Annotated in this window: 18 protein-coding genes and 1 other annotated feature; of the genes, 16 read left to right on the top strand and 2 right to left on the bottom strand. The window is 36.7% G+C overall.

All coding sequences use genetic code 11. The features are described from left to right. Positions 1-97: 97 nt before the first annotated feature. The 9 genes from BMY85_RS08970 (at position 98) to BMY85_RS08930 (ending at position 11144) form a co-directional block, all read left to right on the top strand. Positions 98-823 (top strand): hypothetical protein, encoded by a 726-nt coding sequence (locus BMY85_RS08970; protein WP_092477935.1) that lies wholly within the window; start codon positions 98-100, stop codon positions 821-823. Between the two features lie 70 nt (positions 824-893). Continuing rightward, positions 894-1169, top strand: a binding site (T-box leader). A 37-nt stretch (positions 1170-1206) separates the two neighbouring features. Then, complete coding sequence (gene leuB / locus BMY85_RS08965; protein WP_092477985.1) at positions 1207-2298, top strand: 3-isopropylmalate dehydrogenase; 1092 nt, start codon at positions 1207-1209, stop codon at positions 2296-2298. 15 nt (positions 2299-2313) lie between these two features. Continuing rightward, the gene (ilvD, locus tag BMY85_RS08960) at positions 2314-3978 is read left to right on the top strand and encodes a dihydroxy-acid dehydratase (protein WP_092477934.1); all 1665 of its coding nucleotides are present in this window, start codon (positions 2314-2316) and stop codon (positions 3976-3978) included. A gap of 34 nt (positions 3979-4012) precedes the next feature. Continuing rightward, entirely contained in the window at positions 4013-5680 is a 1668-nt protein-coding gene (gene ilvB / locus BMY85_RS08955) for a biosynthetic-type acetolactate synthase large subunit (protein ID WP_092477933.1), read from the top strand. A gap of 105 nt (positions 5681-5785) precedes the next feature. Then, complete coding sequence (serC, locus tag BMY85_RS08950; protein ID WP_092477932.1) at positions 5786-6868, top strand: 3-phosphoserine/phosphohydroxythreonine transaminase; 1083 nt, start codon at positions 5786-5788, stop codon at positions 6866-6868. 21 nt (positions 6869-6889) lie between these two features. Further along, the gene (locus BMY85_RS08945) at positions 6890-8053 is read left to right on the top strand and encodes a phosphoglycerate dehydrogenase (RefSeq protein ID WP_092477931.1); all 1164 of its coding nucleotides are present in this window, start codon (positions 6890-6892) and stop codon (positions 8051-8053) included. A gap of 331 nt (positions 8054-8384) precedes the next feature. Further along, complete coding sequence (locus BMY85_RS08940; RefSeq protein ID WP_092477930.1) at positions 8385-8969, top strand: DUF3793 family protein; 585 nt, start codon at positions 8385-8387, stop codon at positions 8967-8969. Positions 8970-9050: 81 nt separating this feature from the next. Further along, the gene (locus BMY85_RS08935) at positions 9051-10172 is read left to right on the top strand and encodes a CobW family GTP-binding protein (RefSeq protein WP_092477929.1); all 1122 of its coding nucleotides are present in this window, start codon (positions 9051-9053) and stop codon (positions 10170-10172) included. 21 nt (positions 10173-10193) lie between these two features. After that, the gene (locus BMY85_RS08930; protein WP_092477928.1) at positions 10194-11144 is read left to right on the top strand and encodes a TIGR03943 family putative permease subunit; all 951 of its coding nucleotides are present in this window, start codon (positions 10194-10196) and stop codon (positions 11142-11144) included. Between the two features lie 194 nt (positions 11145-11338). On the opposite strand, the gene BMY85_RS08925 is transcribed toward BMY85_RS08930, so the two are convergent. Continuing rightward, positions 11339-11821, bottom strand: coding sequence for an amidase domain-containing protein (locus BMY85_RS08925; protein ID WP_092477927.1), 483 nt, complete (start codon positions 11819-11821; stop codon positions 11339-11341). A 586-nt stretch (positions 11822-12407) separates the two neighbouring features. Between BMY85_RS08925 and BMY85_RS08920 the strand changes: the two genes are divergently transcribed. The 6 genes from BMY85_RS08920 to BMY85_RS08895 all read left to right on the top strand — a co-directional run bounded on the left by BMY85_RS08920 (position 12408) and on the right by BMY85_RS08895 (position 18461). Continuing rightward, positions 12408-13616, top strand: coding sequence for an aromatic prenyltransferase (locus BMY85_RS08920; RefSeq protein WP_207646541.1), 1209 nt, complete (start codon positions 12408-12410; stop codon positions 13614-13616). Between the two features lie 243 nt (positions 13617-13859). After that, positions 13860-15713, top strand: coding sequence for a cellulase family glycosylhydrolase (locus BMY85_RS08915; RefSeq protein ID WP_242939711.1), 1854 nt, complete (start codon positions 13860-13862; stop codon positions 15711-15713). 116 nt (positions 15714-15829) lie between these two features. Beyond that, positions 15830-16795 (top strand): DMT family transporter, encoded by a 966-nt coding sequence (locus BMY85_RS08910; protein ID WP_092477925.1) that lies wholly within the window; start codon positions 15830-15832, stop codon positions 16793-16795. A gap of 37 nt (positions 16796-16832) precedes the next feature. Then, a complete protein-coding gene (locus BMY85_RS08905) occupies positions 16833-17588 on the top strand; it encodes a threonine/serine exporter family protein (RefSeq protein ID WP_092477924.1) in 756 nt (251 codons plus the stop codon). 19 nt (positions 17589-17607) lie between these two features. Then, positions 17608-18063: a threonine/serine exporter family protein gene (locus tag BMY85_RS08900; protein ID WP_092477923.1), complete on the top strand. Its 456-nt coding sequence runs from the start codon at positions 17608-17610 to the stop codon at positions 18061-18063. Positions 18064-18176: 113 nt separating this feature from the next. Next, complete coding sequence (locus tag BMY85_RS08895) at positions 18177-18461, top strand: DUF2325 domain-containing protein (RefSeq protein ID WP_092477922.1); 285 nt, start codon at positions 18177-18179, stop codon at positions 18459-18461. Positions 18462-18768: 307 nt separating this feature from the next. Here BMY85_RS08895 and BMY85_RS08890 read toward each other — a convergent pair whose 3' ends face one another. Next, complete coding sequence (locus tag BMY85_RS08890) at positions 18769-19710, bottom strand: flavodoxin family protein (protein WP_092477921.1); 942 nt, start codon at positions 19708-19710, stop codon at positions 18769-18771. A gap of 553 nt (positions 19711-20263) precedes the next feature. Between BMY85_RS08890 and BMY85_RS08885 the strand changes: the two genes are divergently transcribed. Further along, positions 20264-21868, top strand: a complete 1605-nt coding sequence (locus BMY85_RS08885; protein ID WP_177180716.1) for a Na/Pi cotransporter family protein — start codon at positions 20264-20266, stop codon at positions 21866-21868. Positions 21869-21875 lie beyond the last annotated feature (7 nt).

The following is a 21875-nucleotide window of genomic DNA, read 5'->3' as shown; positions in this document are numbered from 1 at the left end:
TCTCATGTTTTTAGTTTTCTGTTCATATATACTTTTATAAGGACATGTAAACACATAGGTAGAATAGGATTTTTGTTTAGTAAACAAAGGAGGGCATATGGATATGTTAGATTCTACACTTTCTTTAAGAGAAATTGAGCATGAATTAAGAGAAGCAATTACTAAGAGAAAAGGAACTATCCGAACCATTGGGGATTTAGAACTTACAAGCGAAGATTATAAAATATTATCTTTGCGGTTTAGAGGATTCCGGAAATATCAAAATGATATAAATATTTATGAACAATTTACTTTAAGTCTTCTTGCTTTTGGATCGTATCAGTTTATGGGGGAAGAAGATCCATTAAAGATTGTTGAAAAAATCAATGAAATAGCTAGTGTAATTCCACAATATCTCCAGAGAAAAATCTTAGATGAATTTGACAGTGCTATTAAGGAGTATTCTTTATCGAATCCTAGCATTCACTTAAAAACAGTACCTCAATTAATATCACTTTTTTTATTAGGCTCATATAATACAGACACATTTTACCATCAGTATTTTGCAGAAATAGAAAATTGTTCAGATGAAGATTTTACGGAAGAATATATTGAAAAGCTAGATCGGAAATATTTTTACAGAGAATATGCGATATATGAAAAAGAAGTGCTGAACCATGCATTTGGCATGCAGAGACGGGCTTTTCTTGATTGCATGAATAACAAACTGGATATAAAAGAAATGCTCGTGAAATATACAAGACTTCCATATCGTTTTATTAAAAACTGCTGTGAATGGTGTGAATGCCATGAAAAGAAAAATAGCTTAAAAGTCGTGAAGTAACAGTTGTATATATTTCATTCTTGACATGAAAAATATTTATGTATATACTTATTTATAATTACATATAAAAAGACAGGCAATGACAAGGAGGAGTACAGATTGCTGAAAGCATAGAGAGAAGATGGAAGGTGCAAATCTTCGGGTAGGCAAATCTGGAAGTAGCCTTTGAGCTTTGAGCTGAACAGGACAACTTAGTAGGTTTTAACGGAAGATCCAACGTTATATGGATAGTAATAGGTAGCTTACATAAAAGCTGAATCTTTATTATATAGATAATATTATTCTGAGAGCAGGAATGAAAGTTCTTGAATTTAGGTGGTATCACGGATGTTAATTCGCCCTAAGCAATGTGCTTAGGGCGTTTTTTAGAAAGGATGAAAGATATGAAGTTTAACATTGCAGTTATTCCAGGGGATGGAATAGGACCAGAGATTGTAAAGGAAGCAAAAAAAGTTTTAGATGCCGTAGCAAAAAAGTATGATCATGTATTTGACTATACGGAAGTGCTAATGGGAGGAGCCTCTATTGACGTTCATGGAATTCCCCTGACAGATGAAGCCATAGAAGTATGTAAAAAAAGTGATGCCGTACTTATGGGTTCTATTGGTGGAAATACATCCACGTCACCTTGGTATAGATTGTCTCCAGATAAAAGACCAGAGGCAGGCTTGTTAAAATTAAGAAAATCCCTGAATTTATTTGCAAACTTGCGTCCAGCAGTTCTTTACGATGAATTAAAAGGGGCTTGCCCATTAAAAGAAGAAATCATTGGTGATGGCTTTGATATGATGATTATGCGAGAATTAACAGGTGGCTTGTACTTTGGTGAAAGAAGTACAAAAGAAGAAAATGGTGTTATGACCGCACATGATTCCCTTACATATAACGAAAATGAAATTAGACGAATTGCAAAACGTGGTTTCGATATTGCTATGAAACGCAGTAAAAAAGTAACCAGTGTGGATAAAGCAAATGTACTGGATTCTTCTAGGCTATGGAGAAAAGTGGTAGAAGAAGTTGCAAAAGATTATCCAGAGGTTACATACGAACACATGCTTGTAGATAACTGTGCAATGCAGCTGGTAAAGAATCCAGGCCAGTTTGATGTGATTTTAACGGAGAACATGTTTGGTGATATTTTGTCAGATGAAGCAAGCATGGTAACTGGTTCAATCGGAATGTTAGCTTCTGCAAGTTTAAATGATACAAAATTTGGTTTATATGAGCCAAGTCATGGTTCTGCTCCAGATATTGCAGGACAGGGAATCGCCAATCCTTTGGCAACCATCTTATCTGCAGCGATGATGCTACGCTATTCATTTGATTTGGATAAAGAAGCAGATGATATTGAAAATGCTGTTAAGACGGTATTAAAAGCAGGATATAGAACAGGTGATATTATGCAGGATGGAAAAACATCTGTTGGCACTGTAGAAATGGGCGACATTTTGGTAAAAACTATATTAGGTGAATAGAAAAGAGGGTTTATTATGAGAAGTGATGCAGTAAAATGTGGAATGCAGCAAGCACCACACCGTTCATTGTTTAACGCATTAGGATTAACAAAAGAAGAAATGGATAAACCATTAATTGGTATTGTTAGTTCCTATAATGAAATTGTACCAGGCCATATGAATTTAGATAAACTTGTAGAGGCTGTAAAACTTGGTGTAGCTATGGCGGGTGGAACTCCTAGAATGTTCCCTGCAATTGCAGTTTGCGATGGTATTGCTATGGGCCATGTTGGCATGAAATATTCTTTAGTTACAAGAGACCTTATTGCAGATTCCACAGAATGTATGGCTATGGCACATCAGTTTGACGCTTTGGTCATGATTCCGAACTGTGACAAAAATGTACCAGGTTTATTAATGGCAGCAGCAAGATTAAATATCCCTACTGTATTTGTAAGTGGAGGTCCAATGCTTGCAGGACATGTAAAAGGAGAGAGGAGAAGTCTTTCCAGCATGTTTGAAGCGGTTGGTTCTTACGCAGCAGGTTCTATGACAGAAGAAGATGTATTAGAATTTGAAAATAAAGCATGCCCAACTTGTGGGTCATGTTCCGGTATGTATACTGCCAACAGTATGAACTGTTTAACAGAAGCAATTGGCATGGGCCTGCAGGGAAATGGTACGATTCCAGCAGTTTATTCTGAGCGTATCAAACTTGCAAAACATGCAGGCATGAAAGTAATGGAATTACTGGAAAAGAATATACGTCCAAGAGATATTATGACAAAAGAAGCATTTATGAATGCTTTAACAGTAGATATGGCATTAGGATGTTCTACTAATACAATGCTGCATTTGCCAGCAATTGCACATGAAGCAGGTGTGGAGTTAGACATGGATATTGCAAATGAAATCAGTGCGAAAACTCCAAACTTATGCCATCTGGCACCAGCAGGTTATACATATATGGAACAGCTTAATGAAGCAGGTGGCGTTTATGCTGTTATGAATGAATTAAGCAAAAAGAATCTGCTAAATCTTGATTTAATTACAGCAACAGGAAAAACAGTTGGAGAAAATATCAAAAATGTATATAACAAAGATCCAGAAGTAATTCGTCCAATTGAAAACCCATATAGCCAGACTGGTGGCATTGCTGTATTAAAAGGAAATCTTGCTCCTGACTCAGGTGTTGTAAAACGTTCTGCAGTAGTTCCAGAAATGATGGTACATGAAGGACCGGCACGTGTATTTGATTGTGAAGAAGATGCAATTGAAGCAATTAAAAGCGGGAAAATCGTGGCAGGTGATGTAGTTGTGATTCGTTACGAGGGACCAAAAGGCGGCCCAGGCATGAGAGAAATGTTAAATCCTACTTCAGCAATTGCAGGAATGGGATTAGGATCTTGTGTTGCATTAATTACAGATGGACGTTTCTCAGGTGCTTCCAGAGGGGCTTCTATTGGACATATTTCACCAGAGGCAGCAGTAGGAGGACCAATTGCATTAGTAGAAGAAGGCGATATCATTTCCATTGATATTCCAAATAATAAATTAAATGTACTTGTATCAGAAGAAGAATTAGCAAAGAGAAAAGCAGCATGGACACCAAGAGAACCGAAAGTAACAAATGGTTATCTTGCACGTTATGCAAAAATGGTTACATCAGGAAACCGTGGTGCAGTCCTAGAAGTAAAATAGAGATACAAAGAAGACTTATGAAAGAGGTACAGACATGCAGTTAACAGGATCACAAATCGTAGTGGAATGCTTGAAAGAACAAGGCGTGGATACTGTTTTTGGGTATCCAGGTGGAACGATTCTAAATATTTATGATGAATTATACCGTCATCCAGAGATTAAACATATTTTAACATCTCATGAGCAAGGTGCTGCACATGCGGCAGATGGATATGCAAGATCCACAGGAAAAGCTGGAGTATGTATGGCAACTAGTGGCCCGGGTGCAACAAATCTCGTAACAGGAATTGCAACTGCCAATATGGATAGTGTTCCAATGATAGCAATTACTTGCAATGTTGCAAATCCGCTTTTGGGAAAAGATTCTTTTCAGGAAGTAGATATTGCAGGTGTTACAATGCCTCTTACAAAGCATAACTTTATTGTAAAAGACATTACAAAGCTTGCAGATACCATGCGAAGAGCATTTAAAATTGCACAGTCTGGTCGTCCTGGTCCTGTTCTGATTGATATTACCAAAGACGTAACAGCAGCTAAAACAGAATATACCAAAGAAGTTCCAGCCATTATCGGAAGAATTGGAGATACTATAACAGAGGACGCAGTTGCTGATGCAATTGAGATTATTAAAAAAGCGAAAAAACCTATGATTTTTGTAGGTGGTGGAGCGGTTATAGCAAACGCTAGCCAGGAACTGGCAGAGTTTGTGGAGAAAGTTGATGCACCAGTAACAGATACCTTAATGGGAAAAGGTGCATTTGATGGGAATAATCCGTATTACACTGGCATGCTGGGAATGCACGGCACAAAAACAGCGAATTTAAGTGTATCAGAATGTGATTTACTGATTGTTGTAGGTTCCCGTTTTTCTGATCGTGTTACAGGAAATGCAAGTAAGTTTGCATCTAAAGCAAAAATACTTCAGATCGATGTGGATCCTGCAGAGGTAAATAAAAATATTGTAGTGGATCATTATATTATTGGTGATATAAAGCTGGTTCTTGATATTCTGAATAAGAAGCTGGAAAAACAGGATCATAGCAAGTGGCTTGAGAAAGTTTTTGCAAGAAAAGAAGAGATGCCTTTAAGCTATCCTGTGGATCGCTTAACAGGGCCATATATTATGGAAAAGATTTTGGAAATCACCAAAGGTGAAGCTATCATCACGACGGAAGTAGGCCAGCATCAGATGTGGGCAGCACAGTTTTATTCTTATAAAAAGCCAAGAACATTTATTACTTCTGGTGGACTTGGAACCATGGGATATGGTTTAGGTGCTTGTATAGGTGCAAAAGTTGGAAATCCAGATGTACCAGTATTTAATATTGCAGGAGATGGCTGCTTCCGTATGAATATGAATGAGATTGCAACGGCAACTCGTTATAATATTCCAATTATACAGGTCGTATTCAACAACAATGTATTAGGAATGGTAAGACAATGGCAGACTTTGTTCTATGGCCAAAGGTACTCTCATACAATTTTAAATGATAAAGTGGATTTTGTAAAACTGGCTGAGGCTATGGGAGCTAAAGCTTACCGTGTTACAAAGAAAGAAGAAGTTGAACCAGTCATTAAGGAAGCAATGCAGCTTGGAGAACCAGTTGTAATAGAATGTGTCATTGACTGTGATGATAAAGTGTGGCCAATGGTTGCGCCAGGAGCTCCAATTAATCAGGTTATGACAGAAGATGACGTATAATACTGATAAAAGATAAAAAAGATTGACTAAAAAAAAACAAAGTTTTATAATAGCATATAAAATAGAAAAAATGCTATATAGGAAGATTAAAGGAGGATATATAAAGTGGCTAGAGTGTATAACTTTTCAGCAGGTCCAGCAGTATTACCAGAAGAGGTATTGAAAGAAGCAGCAGATGAAATGCTTGATTATCAGGGAACAGGTATGTCTGTTATGGAAATGAGCCATCGTTCAAAGGCATATGACAAAATTATTAAAGATGCAGAACAGGATTTAAGGGACTTAATGAATATTCCTGATAATTATAAGGTATTATTTTTACAAGGTGGTGCATCACAGCAGTTTGCTATGATCCCAATGAACCTAATGAAGAATAAGGTAGCAGATTACATAGTAACAGGCCAATGGGCTAAAAAAGCATATCAAGAAGCTAGTAAATATGGTAAAGCTAATAAAATCGCTTCATCAGAAGATGAAACATTCTCTTATATTCCAGACTGTTCCGATCTTCCTATCAGCGAAGATGCAGATTACGTATACATCTGCGAAAACAACACTATTTATGGAACAAAGTACAAAACATTACCTAACACAAAAGGAAAAACACTAGTTGCTGATGTATCTTCCTGTTTCTTATCGGAACCAGTGGATGTAAGCAAATATGGTGTTATCTATGGTGGAGTTCAGAAGAACATAGGACCTGCTGGTGTTGTTATCGTAATTATCCGTGAAGACTTAATTACAGAAGATGTGTTGCCAGGCACACCAACCATGCTTCAGTATAAAATCCATGCAGATGCGGATTCTTTATACAATACACCACCAGCATACGGAATCTATATCTGTGGAAAAGTATTTAAATGGCTTAAGAAAATGGGCGGTTTGGAAGCAATGAAACAGCGCAATGAAGAAAAAGCCAAAATTCTTTATGATTTCTTAGATCAGAGTGAATTATTCAAAGGTACGGTTCGGAAAGAAGACCGTTCTTTAATGAATGTTCCATTTGTAACTGGTGATGCTGATTTAGATGCAAAATTTGTAAAAGAAGCAAAAGAAGCTGGTTTTGAAAACTTAAAAGGCCACAGGACTGTTGGCGGCATGCGTGCAAGTATTTATAATGCTATGCCAAAAGCTGGTGTGGAAGCTTTAGTAGAATTCATGAAAAAATTTGAAGCAGAAAATAAATAGTCAGTCATACGGGAGGAAATTATGGTAAAGGTAAACTGTCTTAATAAAATTTCACCTGTTGGGTTAAATTTACTAACAGATAACTATACACAAGTAGAAGAAACAGCAGATGCTAATGCAATTTTAGTTCGTAGTGCTGCTATGCACGATATGGATTTTTCTGATAATCTTGCAGCAATCGCTCGTGCTGGTGCAGGGGTAAACAATATTCCTTTGGATAAATGTGCAGAAAAAGGTATTGTGGTATTTAATACACCAGGTGCCAACGCCAATGGGGTAAAGGAATTAGTAATCTGTGGCATGCTTATGGCTTCTAGAGATATTGTTGGTGGCATTGAGTGGACAAAAGAAAATGAGAGCGATCCAAATGTAAAGAAGACCATGGAAAAAGCAAAATCGCAGTTTGCTGGTAAAGAAATTAAAGGGAAAAAGCTTGGCATTATTGGTTTAGGAGCAATTGGTGTATTAGTAGCCAATGCAGCTAACCGTTTAGGAATGGACGTATATGGATGTGATCCGTTCTTATCCGTAGGCAATGCCCTTAACTTGTCTAGAGATATTCATGTTGTAAAAACAAGAGAAGAAATCTTTAAAGAATGTGATTATATAACCGTTCATGCTCCTTTGTTAGACGATACCAAGGAAATGATCAACAAAGAAACAATTGCCATGATGAAAGATGGCGTTATCATTTTAAATTATGCTCGGGATCTTCTTGTATGTGAAGCAGATATGGTAGAAGCAGTACAGTCTGGCAAAGTTGCGAAATATATGTGTGACTTTGCAAGCCCTGCATTTAAAGATGTAAAAAATATTATTGCTACACCTCATTTAGGAGCATCAACAGAAGAATCCGAAGATAACTGTGCAATTATGGCTGTAAATCAGGTTATGGACTACATCGAGAATGGTAATATTAAAAACTCAGTGAACTATCCTGCATGTGATGCTGGAATCTGTACAACAGAAGGACGTATTACTGTAAACCATAAAAATGTACCAAACATGTTAACACAGTTTACAAAAGTGTTTGCAGAAGAAGGAATTAACATAGAAAATATGGTAAATAAGAGCCGTGGAGAATATTCATATAGTGTATTTGATATTTGTTCTCCATCTGGCGTACATTTAGTAGAACAGTTAGAAAAAATCGAAGGCGTATTAAAAGTCAGAATAGTAAAATAATACAGCGGATATATAAGAGAAAAAGCAAGAATAAATTTAGAAAACACCTGTGGATTGCGATTGTGAATCCAGCAGGTGTTTTTTAGGAGAAGAAAAATGAGAAAACAAAAGAAAAAGTAAGGAATGGATTAGCCGCATTAAAAAATTGGCAGAAGTACTTACAATTTAATCTATGAATCCTCAGGTACAACAGCTTACTGGACAGGTAAGTCCGTACAAGTTGAAATAATGAAAGAAAAATGATCCTTCTCTAGGAGCTTTTTTTGTATAAAAAAACATATAACGGCAATTCTATAAGGTAATAAAGCTTAGGAATAAGGAATCGTATAATATGGGAAATTCTTATAAGAATGAAATATATCTGCGGTATATTTTAAGCAGCTGCACGGCACCTGTCTTGGCTAATAAAAAGCCTTCAGGACTTGTTACCGTATGGAAGCATTATTTAAGTGATGTTGAATTGCAAGCATACTGTGAGTCAAGTGAAAATGGCTTCTTGAATGGAAGCAGATTAGAGATTCTGTTAGAAACAAAACTTTACTATTTGCTTTTTTGTTATCAGAGAGAACAGCTAGAAGAGGAACTAGAAAAGAACAAAAATTCAAAACTATTAAAAGAATATTTTCTGGCATTAAATCTAGATGAAAAGATCGGACAGCTACGAAGAAGACTGCAGGCTTATTATTTAGGAGCTGCAGAATTTCCCCATGAAATAGGTTTGTTTCTTGGTTATCCTATCTGGGATGTAGAAGGATTTATTGAACATAAGGGGTTAGCATATAAGATATGTGGTTACTGGAAAGTGTATGATGATGTGCCAGGTGCACTTCAAAAATTTGAAGAATATGACTGGTTAAAAAAGGCTGCTTTGAATCGGTTTTATATGCAGCTTGAGAGAAATAATCAGAAAATCTAAGAAAAAAGCTATCCAGTTTGTATAAAAAGTGGTAAAATCTATTGATGATACGAACATGCAGATAAGAAAGAAGGTTTTGTAATGACAAAAATAAATATTATTTCGGGTTTCTTAGGAGCTGGAAAAACAACATTAATTAAAAAACTTTTGAATGAAGTGTATAAGGGGCAAAAAGTCGTTTTAATTGAAAATGAATTTGGTGAAATTGGTATTGATGGTGGTTTCTTAAAAGACGCAGGTATTGAGATTACAGAGATGAATTCAGGCTGTATCTGCTGTTCCTTAGTAGGTGATTTTGGAAAATCATTAAAGGAAGTACTAGAAAAATTTAAACCAGACCGTATTATTATTGAACCATCAGGTGTTGGAAAATTATCAGACGTAATCAAAGCGGTAAAAGATGTGCAGAAGGATTTATCTCAAGTAGAATTAGATAGTTATGTCACTGTTGCAGATGCAGGAAAGTGCAAGATGTATATGAAGAACTTTGGAGAGTTCTTTAATAATCAGATTGAACATGCCTCAACAATTATTTTAAGCAGAACACAGAACTTAAGCCAGGAAAAACTAGAACAGGTTGTAAAGCTGATACGCAGCGTGAATACAGAAGCAACAATTATTACAACAGCATGGGATTTGATTACTGGAGAGCAGATTGTTGCAGCTATGAAAAAAGAGAATTCACTAGTTGATGAATTATTGAAAAAAGAAGAAGAAAGCCATGACCATCATCATGATCACGAATGCTGCGGACATGACCACGACCACGATCATCATCATGACCACGAATGCTGCGAACATGACCACGATCATGATCATCATCATGATCACGAATGCTGTGGACATGACCATGACCACGATCATGATCATCATCATGATCACGAATGCTGTGGACATGACCACGATCATCATCATCACCATGCAGATGATGTATTTACAAGCTGGGGAACTGAAACACCACACAGATATAAGAAGGCAGAAATGGAAGCAGCATTGAAACAACTATCCGAATCTGAGGAATATGGTATTATTTTACGAGCTAAAGGTATGGTTGCCAATGAAGATGGTACATGGATTTACTTTGACCTGGTTCCAGGAGAATATGAGTTACGTGAAGGAAATCCAGATTATACTGGACGCCTATGTGTAATTGGAACGAACCTGAATACACAAAAATTAGAAGAACTATTCCAGTTAGCATAGGCAGATTGAGAGGAAAGTACAATGGAGATACCAGTTTATGTCATCGTCGGCTTCTTAGAAAGTGGCAAGACGAGTTTTCTTAGAGAAACATTAGAGAGCGAAGATTTTACAAGTACAGAAAAATCTCTTCTAATTGCTTGTGAAGAAGGGGAAGAAGAGTATGAAGAAAGCTTTCTTAAAAAAGTAAATACTTCAATTGAGATGATTGAGGATCAGGAGGAACTTACGCCAGAAAAACTGGAAGCTTTCCAGAAACAATATCATCCTGACAGAGTTTTGATTGAGTATAATGGAATGTGGAAGTTAGAGGATCTTATGAATATGCAGCTGCCAAAAGACTGGGCAATTGTTCAGGTTATCAGCATTATAAACGCAGAGACATTTTCTCTATACTTAAATAATATGCGTTCCCTTGTAATGGAAGAATTCACGAACGCAGATATGATAATTTTCAATCGCTGCGAAGATGATACACCAGGGGCTTCCTACCTTAGAAGTATCAAAGCAGTGAATCGGCGTGCAGGTGTTTATTTTGAAACAAAGAGTGGAAAACCATTGGAAGTAGAAGAAGAACTTCCATTTGACTTAGATTCAGATATTATTGAAATCGAAGACATTGATTTCGGTGTATGGTATATTGATGCAATGGAAGAATCTAAAAAATATGATGGTAAGACGGTTCGTTTTAAAGGACTTGTATATAAAGGCAAGAAGTTTGCAAGGGGTACTTTTGTTCCAGGACGTTTTGCAATGACATGCTGTGCAGATGATATTTCCTTCTTCGGATTTATCTGTAAAGGTGGAAAAGAATTTTATGAATTGGTGGATTCCCTCGAAAACCGTGAATGGGTTACTGTAACAGCAAAAATCCGTCATGAATTCTGTAAGGATTATATGAGAAAAGGACCAGTGCTTTATCCAGTATCCATTGAAAGATCAACAAAGCCAAAAGAAGAATTAATTTATTTCTAATATAGAAAACCTCTTAGATTTTTCTCTAAGAGGCTTTGCTTAATATAGCAGGAAATGCGGCAGAATAAGAAAATGCTAAGGACGTGTGTTAAATACAATACAGTACACAAAATAGGAATCAGGGGGATTTACTGGAATGGTAAATCCCCCAAAACTCTTCAGGATAGTTCATAATGGATAATTTACAGTGTAAATTAATTGCCTACACCTGTAATTTTTATATAAATAGCATTGGTATATTGATAGGTACTTAGTGGACGGTAAAGGGCATTGTCGTCATGGGCAGCTACTAGGATTTCTTTATTTGCTGTAAGTACATAAAGACTGTGGTATATTCGGCCAGTTTCATTTTGCAGCTGAATAATGTCACCAGGTTCCATGTCTGATTGTGTTGTGATTTTACCTTGAGGACCTGAGGACTTATTGGTTAGCAGAAAACGATTTAAGAAAATGGCCCCAGTCCATGATGGGCTACGGCTATTTAGTGAATTGTAATACCATCCAAAAGTAGGAGTGTAGTTCATATGCTTTGCACCAGCATAGAGACATTGAGAGATAAAATTGGTGCAGTCCCCCCCTAGCTTATCAAAGCTGTAATAAGCAGGATTTCGGCCAAGTGCCCATTTTCTGGCATATGCAACACCGGCATTTCTGTTATAAGGAAGCAGATTTGGCATTTTCGTCACCTCGTTTCCAGTATATTCCTAGGCAGCAGAAAGGTTACTGTTTCTTAGATAACAGGGGATTTTTAAAAAGCCTTTTCTTCTCGTTTATGGGTTTGATCCATTAACCATATTGGTAGCGACATTACCAGTTCAAAATTCTAAGATACTTACATTTTTTGCAGGAATGGTGGCAGCAGCTACATTAGGATATGTAACGCATTAAAAAAAAGTGTACAACAAAATTTAGTAAAGATGTATAGGAAAAATGATAAATACATTTGCATATTTTTCTAATATATGATAGACTTATCTCAATTGATGTTTTAAATCAATTGAGATCCGTTGCTTATTAATTATACACTGAAACAGGATTTTTTACTCATGTAGAAAATCTCATTATGAAAACCTTATTGACATTGAATTACTGTATTAACTCAACTTCTTGTCAGCCTAATATGTACAGTATTTACATAAGAATTGAACTGAAAGTAAAGGGAAATGAAAAATAATAAGTGGCATTATGATGTAATGCTGATAAGACCTTGACAACATGGAGAATACATCGTTTATTTGAGAAGTGAAGGAGATGTAATATACGTTGGGGACAAATAATAATTCAATGAGAATCATTAAAGATATCTATTGGCCAGAAAAGATGAAGCTTTATTTTGAACAGACTATGAGGGCAACACCATCCCAATTCCGTAATATTGCTAGTGGGAGTCTGGTTCGTGAGATAGAGGACAAGACAAGGGAGAGAAACGGAACAGAGGTAGAAGAGCAGGATTTGCTTAATGCATTTCTTGATACCATCCCTGTTTATTTCCGGGGAGATATGATAAAGCTGCTTAGAGATCTGGGAATTAATACAAACAGAAAGAAAGAGGAAAGTGTTCCTGAAAATGATATACCGGCTACCAAAAAAGCAATCCTTAAGGCAGTAGAACTAGCAGGTGTTACATATGATGAAAAAGCAATAGACAGTATTTTAACTACATATAAAACTAGCCTGAGCAGTATTCGGACGAATATTGTATTGGGTACTACCACAAGAAAACCGGAACATAGAGGACTAACGGTTCATTTTTCAGATATTTTCAATCAGCTTAATCCTTATAAAATTGCGGTAGAGAATCACTTGTTGCCAAATAACGGAATGCCGGCAGATAAACTGGTTATGGAAGTAATGGAGTCTATACCAGTGTTAGGGTATATGGTTGAATTTGATGCAGCTGTAGGAATGCAGACTATAGGTATTTTAAGTGCATCCCATTTGCCACAAAAGCTTCAGTATATATCTGCTCTTAAAAATGTACCAGACAGCTTTAGAAGAAATATAGGAATACTGGAAGAGAGTGGAATTCGGTATGGAAGCATTTTCGGAGTGAATTACTTAAAAGGAACCATGTTCGCTTATTGCATGGCAAACCAGTTACCAAAAGTTACAACACAGTGGTTTGGAAATCTTCTTAAAAAATTTGACTATAAGGTTCCATCTGATACAATTTTAGAGCTATGCCTGAATTTGAATTCTATTACGGCAGAGTTTTCATATATTAAGAGTCAGCCAGATTCTATAACGGTTCAGGTTTGTGTAAATGTTTTTGAGGAAGTGCCAAAGAATCTGAATAAGTTTATAGAAAACTTTGGAAGGAATCTGGAGTTCCGCTCGGAAAAGAAAAAATATATGTATGCAATTACATTTACCAAAAATGGACAATATCTTCATTTAAAGGGCGATTATTCAGGTACAATGGTAGATTGTCTGACTGGACCTTTCAATCAGCCTATTAGGGAAGAGGAATAATCGTATAACTGAATACGGCGGTAATATATGTACCTTGCGTATATATGTTATATATAAAAACCTAGGTCAATTGAAGGGGGGGACCTAGGTTTTTTGGATCAGTAATAGGAAATTTGTATCTTTTAAGATATACTAAATTTTCGTCACTTTATGTTTGAAAATTATACATGTTGTCCTGTTTTGTGGATTGTTATAAGGGAATATGGTAAATTATACACAAATAAAACGATTGGGAGGGATTAGATGCTAAGCAAAACAAAAAAACGTACTTTTGCGTTTATTATGAGCTTTGTATTTATCTTAACAGGTTTTGGGTTTAATGTAGGCACTCCAAAAGCAGATGCCGTAACGGTTACAGACTCAAACCTTACTTTAGCTTTTGAAGCAGGAAATGGATGGAATGATGGAACTGCTTCTTATCAGCAGATTAGCTGTACATTATCCAGTGGCAATGCTGGAGTAATTACAGATTGGAAAGTAAGTTTCCAGTTTAGTGCAGGAGCACAAGTTAATCAGGGATGGTGCGGAGAATATTCCGTTGATGACGCTGGTCTTTTGACAGTAGAACCATCTGACTCAAATGCGACAATTCAGAAATCATCTTCAACTACATTTGGTTTTATTGTGAAAAATCCAGGTACTTTTAAAGAGGATTGTGCAGCAATTGTCAGCTATAAATTAAATGGCAAAGAAGTTACAGGTGAACCAGAAGTTCCTGCTGTAAGTGAAGAACCAACTCCAGTGCCATCAGCAGCAGTAAGCAAAGAACCAGCTGTTTCAACTGTACCAAGTCAGAAACCAAGTGCAGTACCAAGTCAGAAACCAAGTGCAGTACCAAGTCAGAAACCAAGTGCCGCACCAAGTCAGAAACCAAGTGCAAAGCCTTCTGGAAGCGGTGACTGGTTATTCACAGATGGTAACAGAGTTATTGATAAAAATGGCAATCAGGTATGGCTGACAGGATGTAACTGGTTTGGCTACAACACAGGTACAAACTGTTTCGACGGTATCTGGGCTTGTGACTTAAATAAAGCATTAGAAGGTATTGCAGACAGAGGATTTAACCTTTTAAGAATCCCTATCTCTAGTGAATTATGTTTAAACTGGGAAGATGGAATCTATCCAAAACCTTGTTACAATGATTTCGTTAACAATTACTTAGCTGGAATGAACAGCTTAGAAATCTTTGATTATGTAATCAAAAAATGTGATCAGTTAGGCATCAAGATTATGATGGATATCCATAGTGCAGAAACAGATGCTTCTGGACACTATGCACCATTATGGTATACAGAGAAGATTTCTGAAGCAGATTATCTTGAATCCCTTTCATGGTTAGCTGACAGATATAAAGATGATGATACAATCATTGCTTACGACTTAGAAAATGAACCTCATGGAAAAGCCCAAGAAACAAAAAGAGCGATCTGGAATGGTACAAAAGATCCTAACAACTGGAAATACATTGCAGAAAAAGCAGCAGCTGCTGTATTATCCAAAAATCCTAATGCTTTAATTATGGTAGAAGGTATTGAAATTTATCCAAAAGACCTTGAAAATAATTCTGATTACCATTCAACAAACGCAAAAGAATACTACGGAACATGGTGGGGTGGTAACTTAAGAGGTGTTAAAGACTTCCCTGTTGATTTAGGAAAGTTCCAGAATAAATTAGTATATTCTCCACATGACTATGGCCCAGGAGTATTTGAACAAGACTGGTTCAAGGGTGATTATACATTGCAGTCTTTATATGATGACTGCTGGGGTGACAACTGGATGTACATCCACGATGACAACATTGCACCAATCTTAATTGGTGAGTGGGGTGGTTATATGTCACAGCCTAACTTAAAATGGATGACATTATTAAGAGAATTAATCATCAAAAATAAATTAAACCACACATTCTGGTGCTACAATGCGAACTCTGGTGATACAGGCGGATTAGTAGGATATGACTTTATCACATGGGATGAAGACAAATACGAATTCGTAAAAGAAGCACTATGGCAAGAAGGCGGTAAGTTCGTAGGTTTAAGCCAGGATACAAAACTTGGTAAGAACGGAACTTGTGTAGGAGAAGTTTTCAAATAAAAATTCCAATAAATAAATAATCCTTTATCAGCACCCAGGCGGTTTTGTCTGGGTGCTTCCATTGTGTAAAGAGAAAAATAAAAGAATGGTATTGCAAAAGGTGTGAGGATTAGAGTATGATAGTAGCAATAAAAATGAAAAAAGGGGAAATGAAGGTGAAAGGGAAAAAAATATTTACCAATCCAGTCATGGTTGTGCTGATTGCGGTATTTTGCAATATTTTATGGGGGAGTGCATTTCCATTTGTAAAGAGAGGATATGCACTCTTTCATATTACAGATGCCGTAAGTGACAAGCTGCTTTTTGCTGGAACGAGATTTTTTCTTGCGGGGATACTATTGCTTGTGGGGTATCTGGCATTGAATAGAAGAGTTCCAAAACTTCACAAGGATAACTTAAAAAATGTAGTGGAACTTGGGATTGTACAAACAACGGTTCAATACATTTTTTTCTACATTGGATTATCCAACACTACTGGCACCAATGGTTCTATTGTAAATTCTTCCAGTGTGTTCCTTTCGGTCATCCTTTCACATTTTATCTATGCGAATGATAAAATTACTTTGAAAAAAGCCATAGGATGTATGATTGGGTTTGGTGGAGTGTTATTCTGTACATTAGGACAGGGAAGTGCAAAGTTTTCTTTTACAGGAGAAGGGTTTATTGTAATTAGTGGATTTACATCTGCAATGGGAGCTGTGATATCGAAAAAAGCTACCCAGAGAGATGAGTCATGGGTAGTAACTGCGTACAATTTAGCAATGGGTGGAGCCATTTTAATAGCTGCAGGATTTCTGATGGGTGGAAGGCTTTGGGAGGTATCATTAGAAGGAAGTCTGGTTTTGCTCTATCTGTCTATGCTGTCAGCTGCTGCATTTACTTTGTGGGCTATGTTATTAACTTACAATAATATTAGTAAAATCTGCATTTATAACTTTGTGATTCCTATTGCAGGAACACTGCTTTCAGGATTGATATTAAAAGAAACTATTTTTAAAAAGGAATATATAGTGAGCCTGCTTTTGGTAAGTGGGGGAATTTTTCTTGTAAATAGCCAAAAGCATGATAAAATCGTACAGTAATGTTTAAAATAGACAATGACAGAAAAGAGGGCTGCCCATGACACAAGAACAAGTCGTAAACATTGCAACGGAAATCAGCTATCTTATGCTGAAAAATGGAGCGGAAATTTATCGTGTGGAACAATGTGTCCGTTTTATTGCCAATGCCTATGGATACTATGATGCAGACTGTTTTGCAATACTGACAAGCATCGTTGTATCTGTTGTGGATGGGGATAAAGTATGCACTAGGACAAAAAGAGTAACGGATCGGGGAACCGATTTTAATAAAGTCGTAGCACTAAATGATTTGTCGCGGAATATATGCAGAGAATGTATGGATTATGAGACTATTATGAAAAGAATAAATGAAATCAGAAGAACTAGGCCATATCCATTTTGGGTTTCTACGGTGATGTATATTATGATTTCTTTTTTCTTTGGATTGTATTTTGGCGGAACCTTTATAACAGCCTGCATATGTGGAGTGGCAGGAGTAGTGGTGTATCCTGTTCAGTGGTTTGCCAGAAAAATTCAGACCAATATTTTTATTGCTAACATGATTACTAGTGGCGTAATTACCATTCTGCTCAGTACGTTTTATGTTACGTTTTATCCAAAACAGCTGGATATTATGCTGATTTCTCTTATTATGAATTTAGTGCCAGGAGTTGCACTGACACACTGCATGCGTGACTTGATTTCCAATGAGCTGATATCGGGACTGGCACGTCTGGCAGAAGTATTTATCAGTGGAGCAGGGACGGCAGCAGGTGTGTTTATTGTGTTGTCTGTATTTGGACTGCAAATTTAACGAAAGAGCAGGTAGCATCATGTTTTTAAAGTGGCTTCTAGAGTGTTTTTATTGCTTTATTATTTCAGTAGGGTTTTGCGTGATATTTAATGTAAAAGGGAAGGATGTATTTTACGGTGGCTTTGGAAGTGCTCTGGGATGTTTTTTATATCTTATCTGCCAGAGCAGATTTGGCTCTATTGTAGGCGGTTATTTTATTGCCACAGTAGCAACCACTTTGTATTCGGAATATATGGCAGTAAATCGGAAAAAACCATCCACCATATTTCTGATTCCGTCTATTATTCCATTTGTTCCAGGAGGTATTGTATTCCGTGCCATGTCAGCCTGGTTAAATGGAGACCAGAATGAATTACTTGTACAGGGAAGGTATTCCATTACGGTAGCAGGTGCTATTGCACTTGGCATTATTATAGGTATTTCATTTGTGCGTTTACAGAAAAGCAGTATTAAGCTTTTACGTTCAAAATTTTGAATATAGCAGTTAATGATAAATGTTCTCATCTACATTCTTGACTGGGATTTAATAAAAGAATAAAATGATATTGAAAATCGTTATCATAATTAAATTCGAGAAAGGTGAAAAGAATGAGTGTAGTAATTGTAGGAGGCCATGACAGAATGGCGGCGAAATATAAGGAGATTTGTAAACGATATCATTGTAAGGTTAAGGTGTTTACCCAAATGCCTAGCAAATTAAGAACTCAGGTTGGAAGTCCGGATTTGCTGATTTTATTTACCAATACAGTTTCTCATAAGATGGTAAATGGTGCATTAATGGCAGTGGAAAACCAAAATACGGTTGTAGCACGTTCTCATAGCAGCAGTGCCTGTGCGTTGTGTGATATTTTGGATAATTACGCTGCCTGTTAGAACTGCGAAATATAGAAGTTTTATATGACCAGATGTCGTTAGTAGAGAACATCGACCTGTTTATGGGTGAGCTGGTGAGGAAAAACAAGAAATAAACTGCTTGGAGCAGCAGTAGGAAAACAAAGCAAACCAGCAAGCACCTTTTGGGGCAGATCTGGAATAAGGAAGCACTGAAAAAGCCCCCAGAGGGGGCAGCTGAAAATGTAGTGCAGCTGGCAGACCTTTCAGTGCGCCTTCCAGGCACAAGCAGGTAATATCCCCTGATAGGGGAGAGAGCAAGCCATCAGCTAAGCTGGTGGTCTTGACTTTATATAGTTGGAAACTGAATCTTTTTATACTTCTCGAATTTCGTTTTCACAATTTTCAGATTTTCTTCTGTATAAAAGCCGCCTTGGGTGACAGCAATTTCAGTCATATGTTCCCCGCCACCAGCAGCACAAGTACGGTCGCGACAGAGTCCATTTTCGGCTAGTACGAACTTCCATTTTCCATTATCTGATTTTTCTAGGTCACCACCAGCTCCACAGACTTGACATTCAACAGGGAAGCAAAGTCCATCCCATCTAGGCTGACCTAAAATTAAAGCATTGGAGTGACAATTTGGGCACCATCCCATGTTCTCGTCACCAAGCCATTTTCTTTCTTCTACTGGGGTATGTAATGCTTGCATGATGTTATTTCCAACTTCTTCGGCTCGTTTAATCAAATTATCATGAAGTAGACAATGTTTTGGAGCAGGAACTCTAGTAGCCATAAACATATCTACTATTTTTGCACCACTTGTAATGCATGCAGCCTGCATAGATTCTAATGCCATAGACTGCCAAGAAAGAGTTGAACCTCCAACTGCGATTAATGCTCCAACACGGTCAATGTGTTTTAACTTTCCTGTAGCCTCAAGATATGGAATCGTATACCCAAGGTTTCGATGCATGAACTTTAAGAATGTAGCACTGGGCATAAGCTCATAGGTTGGAATAGAGAAAATTAAGGCATCTTGCTGTAATAATACATCCATAATGGCTTTTTTATCATCTTTTCCTTCTAATGAGCATTTTAATTCTTTGCCATCGCTCATTGCATGAGTGCAGACAGTACATCCAGTACAATCTAAAATATTGTAGTCATGTAAGTTGATCATAGTGATTTGTGCACCTTGATTTTGACAAGCAAGCAAGGCTTCTTTTAATAAAATTTCAGAATTGGAATCTTTTCTTCCAGCAGTAATTCCCATAACTTTAAAACTCATATGTGTAACCTCATTAAATTTATATTTTGCAAACTATATTATACTACATTTATCTGCAGATGGTAAAGGAGAAACTCTCCTTGAGTTTCCGTGGTTTTATCTACAACAGTCTCATTTTATCTAAAAGTACAAATCACTGCATCGAAACCAGGCATCCGTATTGAAAGCCGTTGCATGGATCAAAGAAAAAGTTTGTCTATTTTATGTCCTGATGTATTGCTTCCAAAAGATAAGATAAATTTCACGAGCGTAGAAAAGCCAAATTTTTGTTGTATTTCTGCATAATCTGCTCTTTTAGGGTATCATATTAACTTTGAACTGTTATCAAGCTTGGGAAAGCAGCTAACAGAACCAGAAGATATCAACCTTTCAAAGCTGTAAAAAAGGAGGCAAAACTTTACATAGTCTTTACAAATGCTTATAATATATCTTACAGCTTAGGAATATAATGGATTTTAGTGTATAAGCAGAAATTTTATGATTTATATATGGAAAGGAAGTATATAAAATGAATTACTGTTCCACAATAGTAATTTTTTTTGGAGGGTTAGGAATGTTTCTGTACGGTATGAACCGCATGGCTGAGGGTATGCAGAAACTGACAGGAGCATTTGTTAAGAACTTTTTAGAGGCTTTATCGGATAAAAAAGCAATGGCAATACTGGCAGGAGTGCTGATTACAGCCATTATTCAGAGCAGTACAGGGACAACCATTATGGTAGTGGGATTTGTCAATGCAGGAATTTTAAGTCTGATTCAATCTGTTGGTGTTATTATGGGAGCTAATATCGGAACTACAGTAACAGGATGGCTTGTATCGCTGTTTACTCTTAGAAACCTGCAATATGGGTATTTAATAGCTTCATTTTTAGTAGGAATTGCAGCGTTTATGATGATGTTTTTAAAGACAGAGAAGAAAAAAGTGGCTGCAGATGTAATCTTTGGAGCTGGAATTCTCTTTTTAGGGTTATTTACTATGACAAATGCTATCGGACAAGTGAAAGAACAAGGAGATTATGTTCAGAAGTTTTTATACCTAGGGAATAGGCCATTTCTTGCAATTATAGCTGGAATTTTTGTGACATTAATTTTGCAGAGTTCTTCTGTATCCATAGGAATTCTCCAGTGCTTTGCACTGAATGGACTTGTAAACTGGAAAACAGCCGTTTTTATTATCTTAGGACAGAACATAGGAACTTGCATGCCAGCACTTATTTCCAGTGCAGGTACTCAGGTAAATGCAAAACGATCTGCCATGATTCATTTGTTTTTTAATGTTTTTGGAACAATTGTATTTGGTTTCGGAATGGCAATTGTATTTGCAAGAAATGCGGGTTTTGCTAATGGAACCATATCCAGTGCAGGAATTGCAGCATTCCATTCTGGATTTAATATTGTAGTAGCCTTTCTGCTCGCTCCATTTACAAAACTTGTAGCCAGTTTTTCTGATATTGTGTTAAAAAGTCACGGTTTAGAGGAAGCTGAAGATGACGTGGAACTTGCATCGAGGCATCTGGATAAACGTATTTTAGAATCCCCATCTTTTGCAGTAGCGGAGGCTGTCCAGGAAGTGGTTCATATGGGAGAAGTGGCTTATGAATCAGTTAAGCTAGCCTTTGATGCTATCATTTCAAGAGATGCAAGGAAAGTGAAAATAGTATTTGAGAAAGAAGATACTATTGATAAAATGACGGATGTAATATCGGATTATTTAGTAAAAATCAGTGCATTGCCTTTAACGGAAGAACAGCATACCAGTATTACCAATCTGTTTTATACCGTAAGCAATTTTGAAAGAATGGGGGATCATGCTGAAAACCTTGCAGAACTCTGCAATTATATGATAGAGAATAACATCCAGTTTTCAGAACCTGCCTATAAGGAATTAGAAGGTATTATGGAGATTGTAACCAACAGTTTTATTTATTCCATAAGGGCTAGAAGAGATTTGAGCAAGGAAAGTGCAGACAGGGCAAGACAATATGAAGACCTGGTAGACAGTATAGAAGACGAACTTCGAAATAAACATATGAAGCGGTTAGCTAATGAATTGTGCAAACCTACCTCAGGGGTGGTATTTCTTGATATTTTAAGTAATCTGGAGAGAATTTCCGATCATGCCGATAATGTTGCAGGGTATGTCTTAAATGAGATATAATAAAAGA

Origin of the sequence: [Clostridium] polysaccharolyticum (assembly GCF_900111595.1) — a bacterium.
GTDB classification, from domain to species: domain Bacteria; phylum Bacillota; class Clostridia; order Lachnospirales; family Lachnospiraceae; genus Clostridium_AI; species Clostridium_AI polysaccharolyticum.
This window is presented reverse-complemented; position numbering and strand designations above follow the sequence as displayed.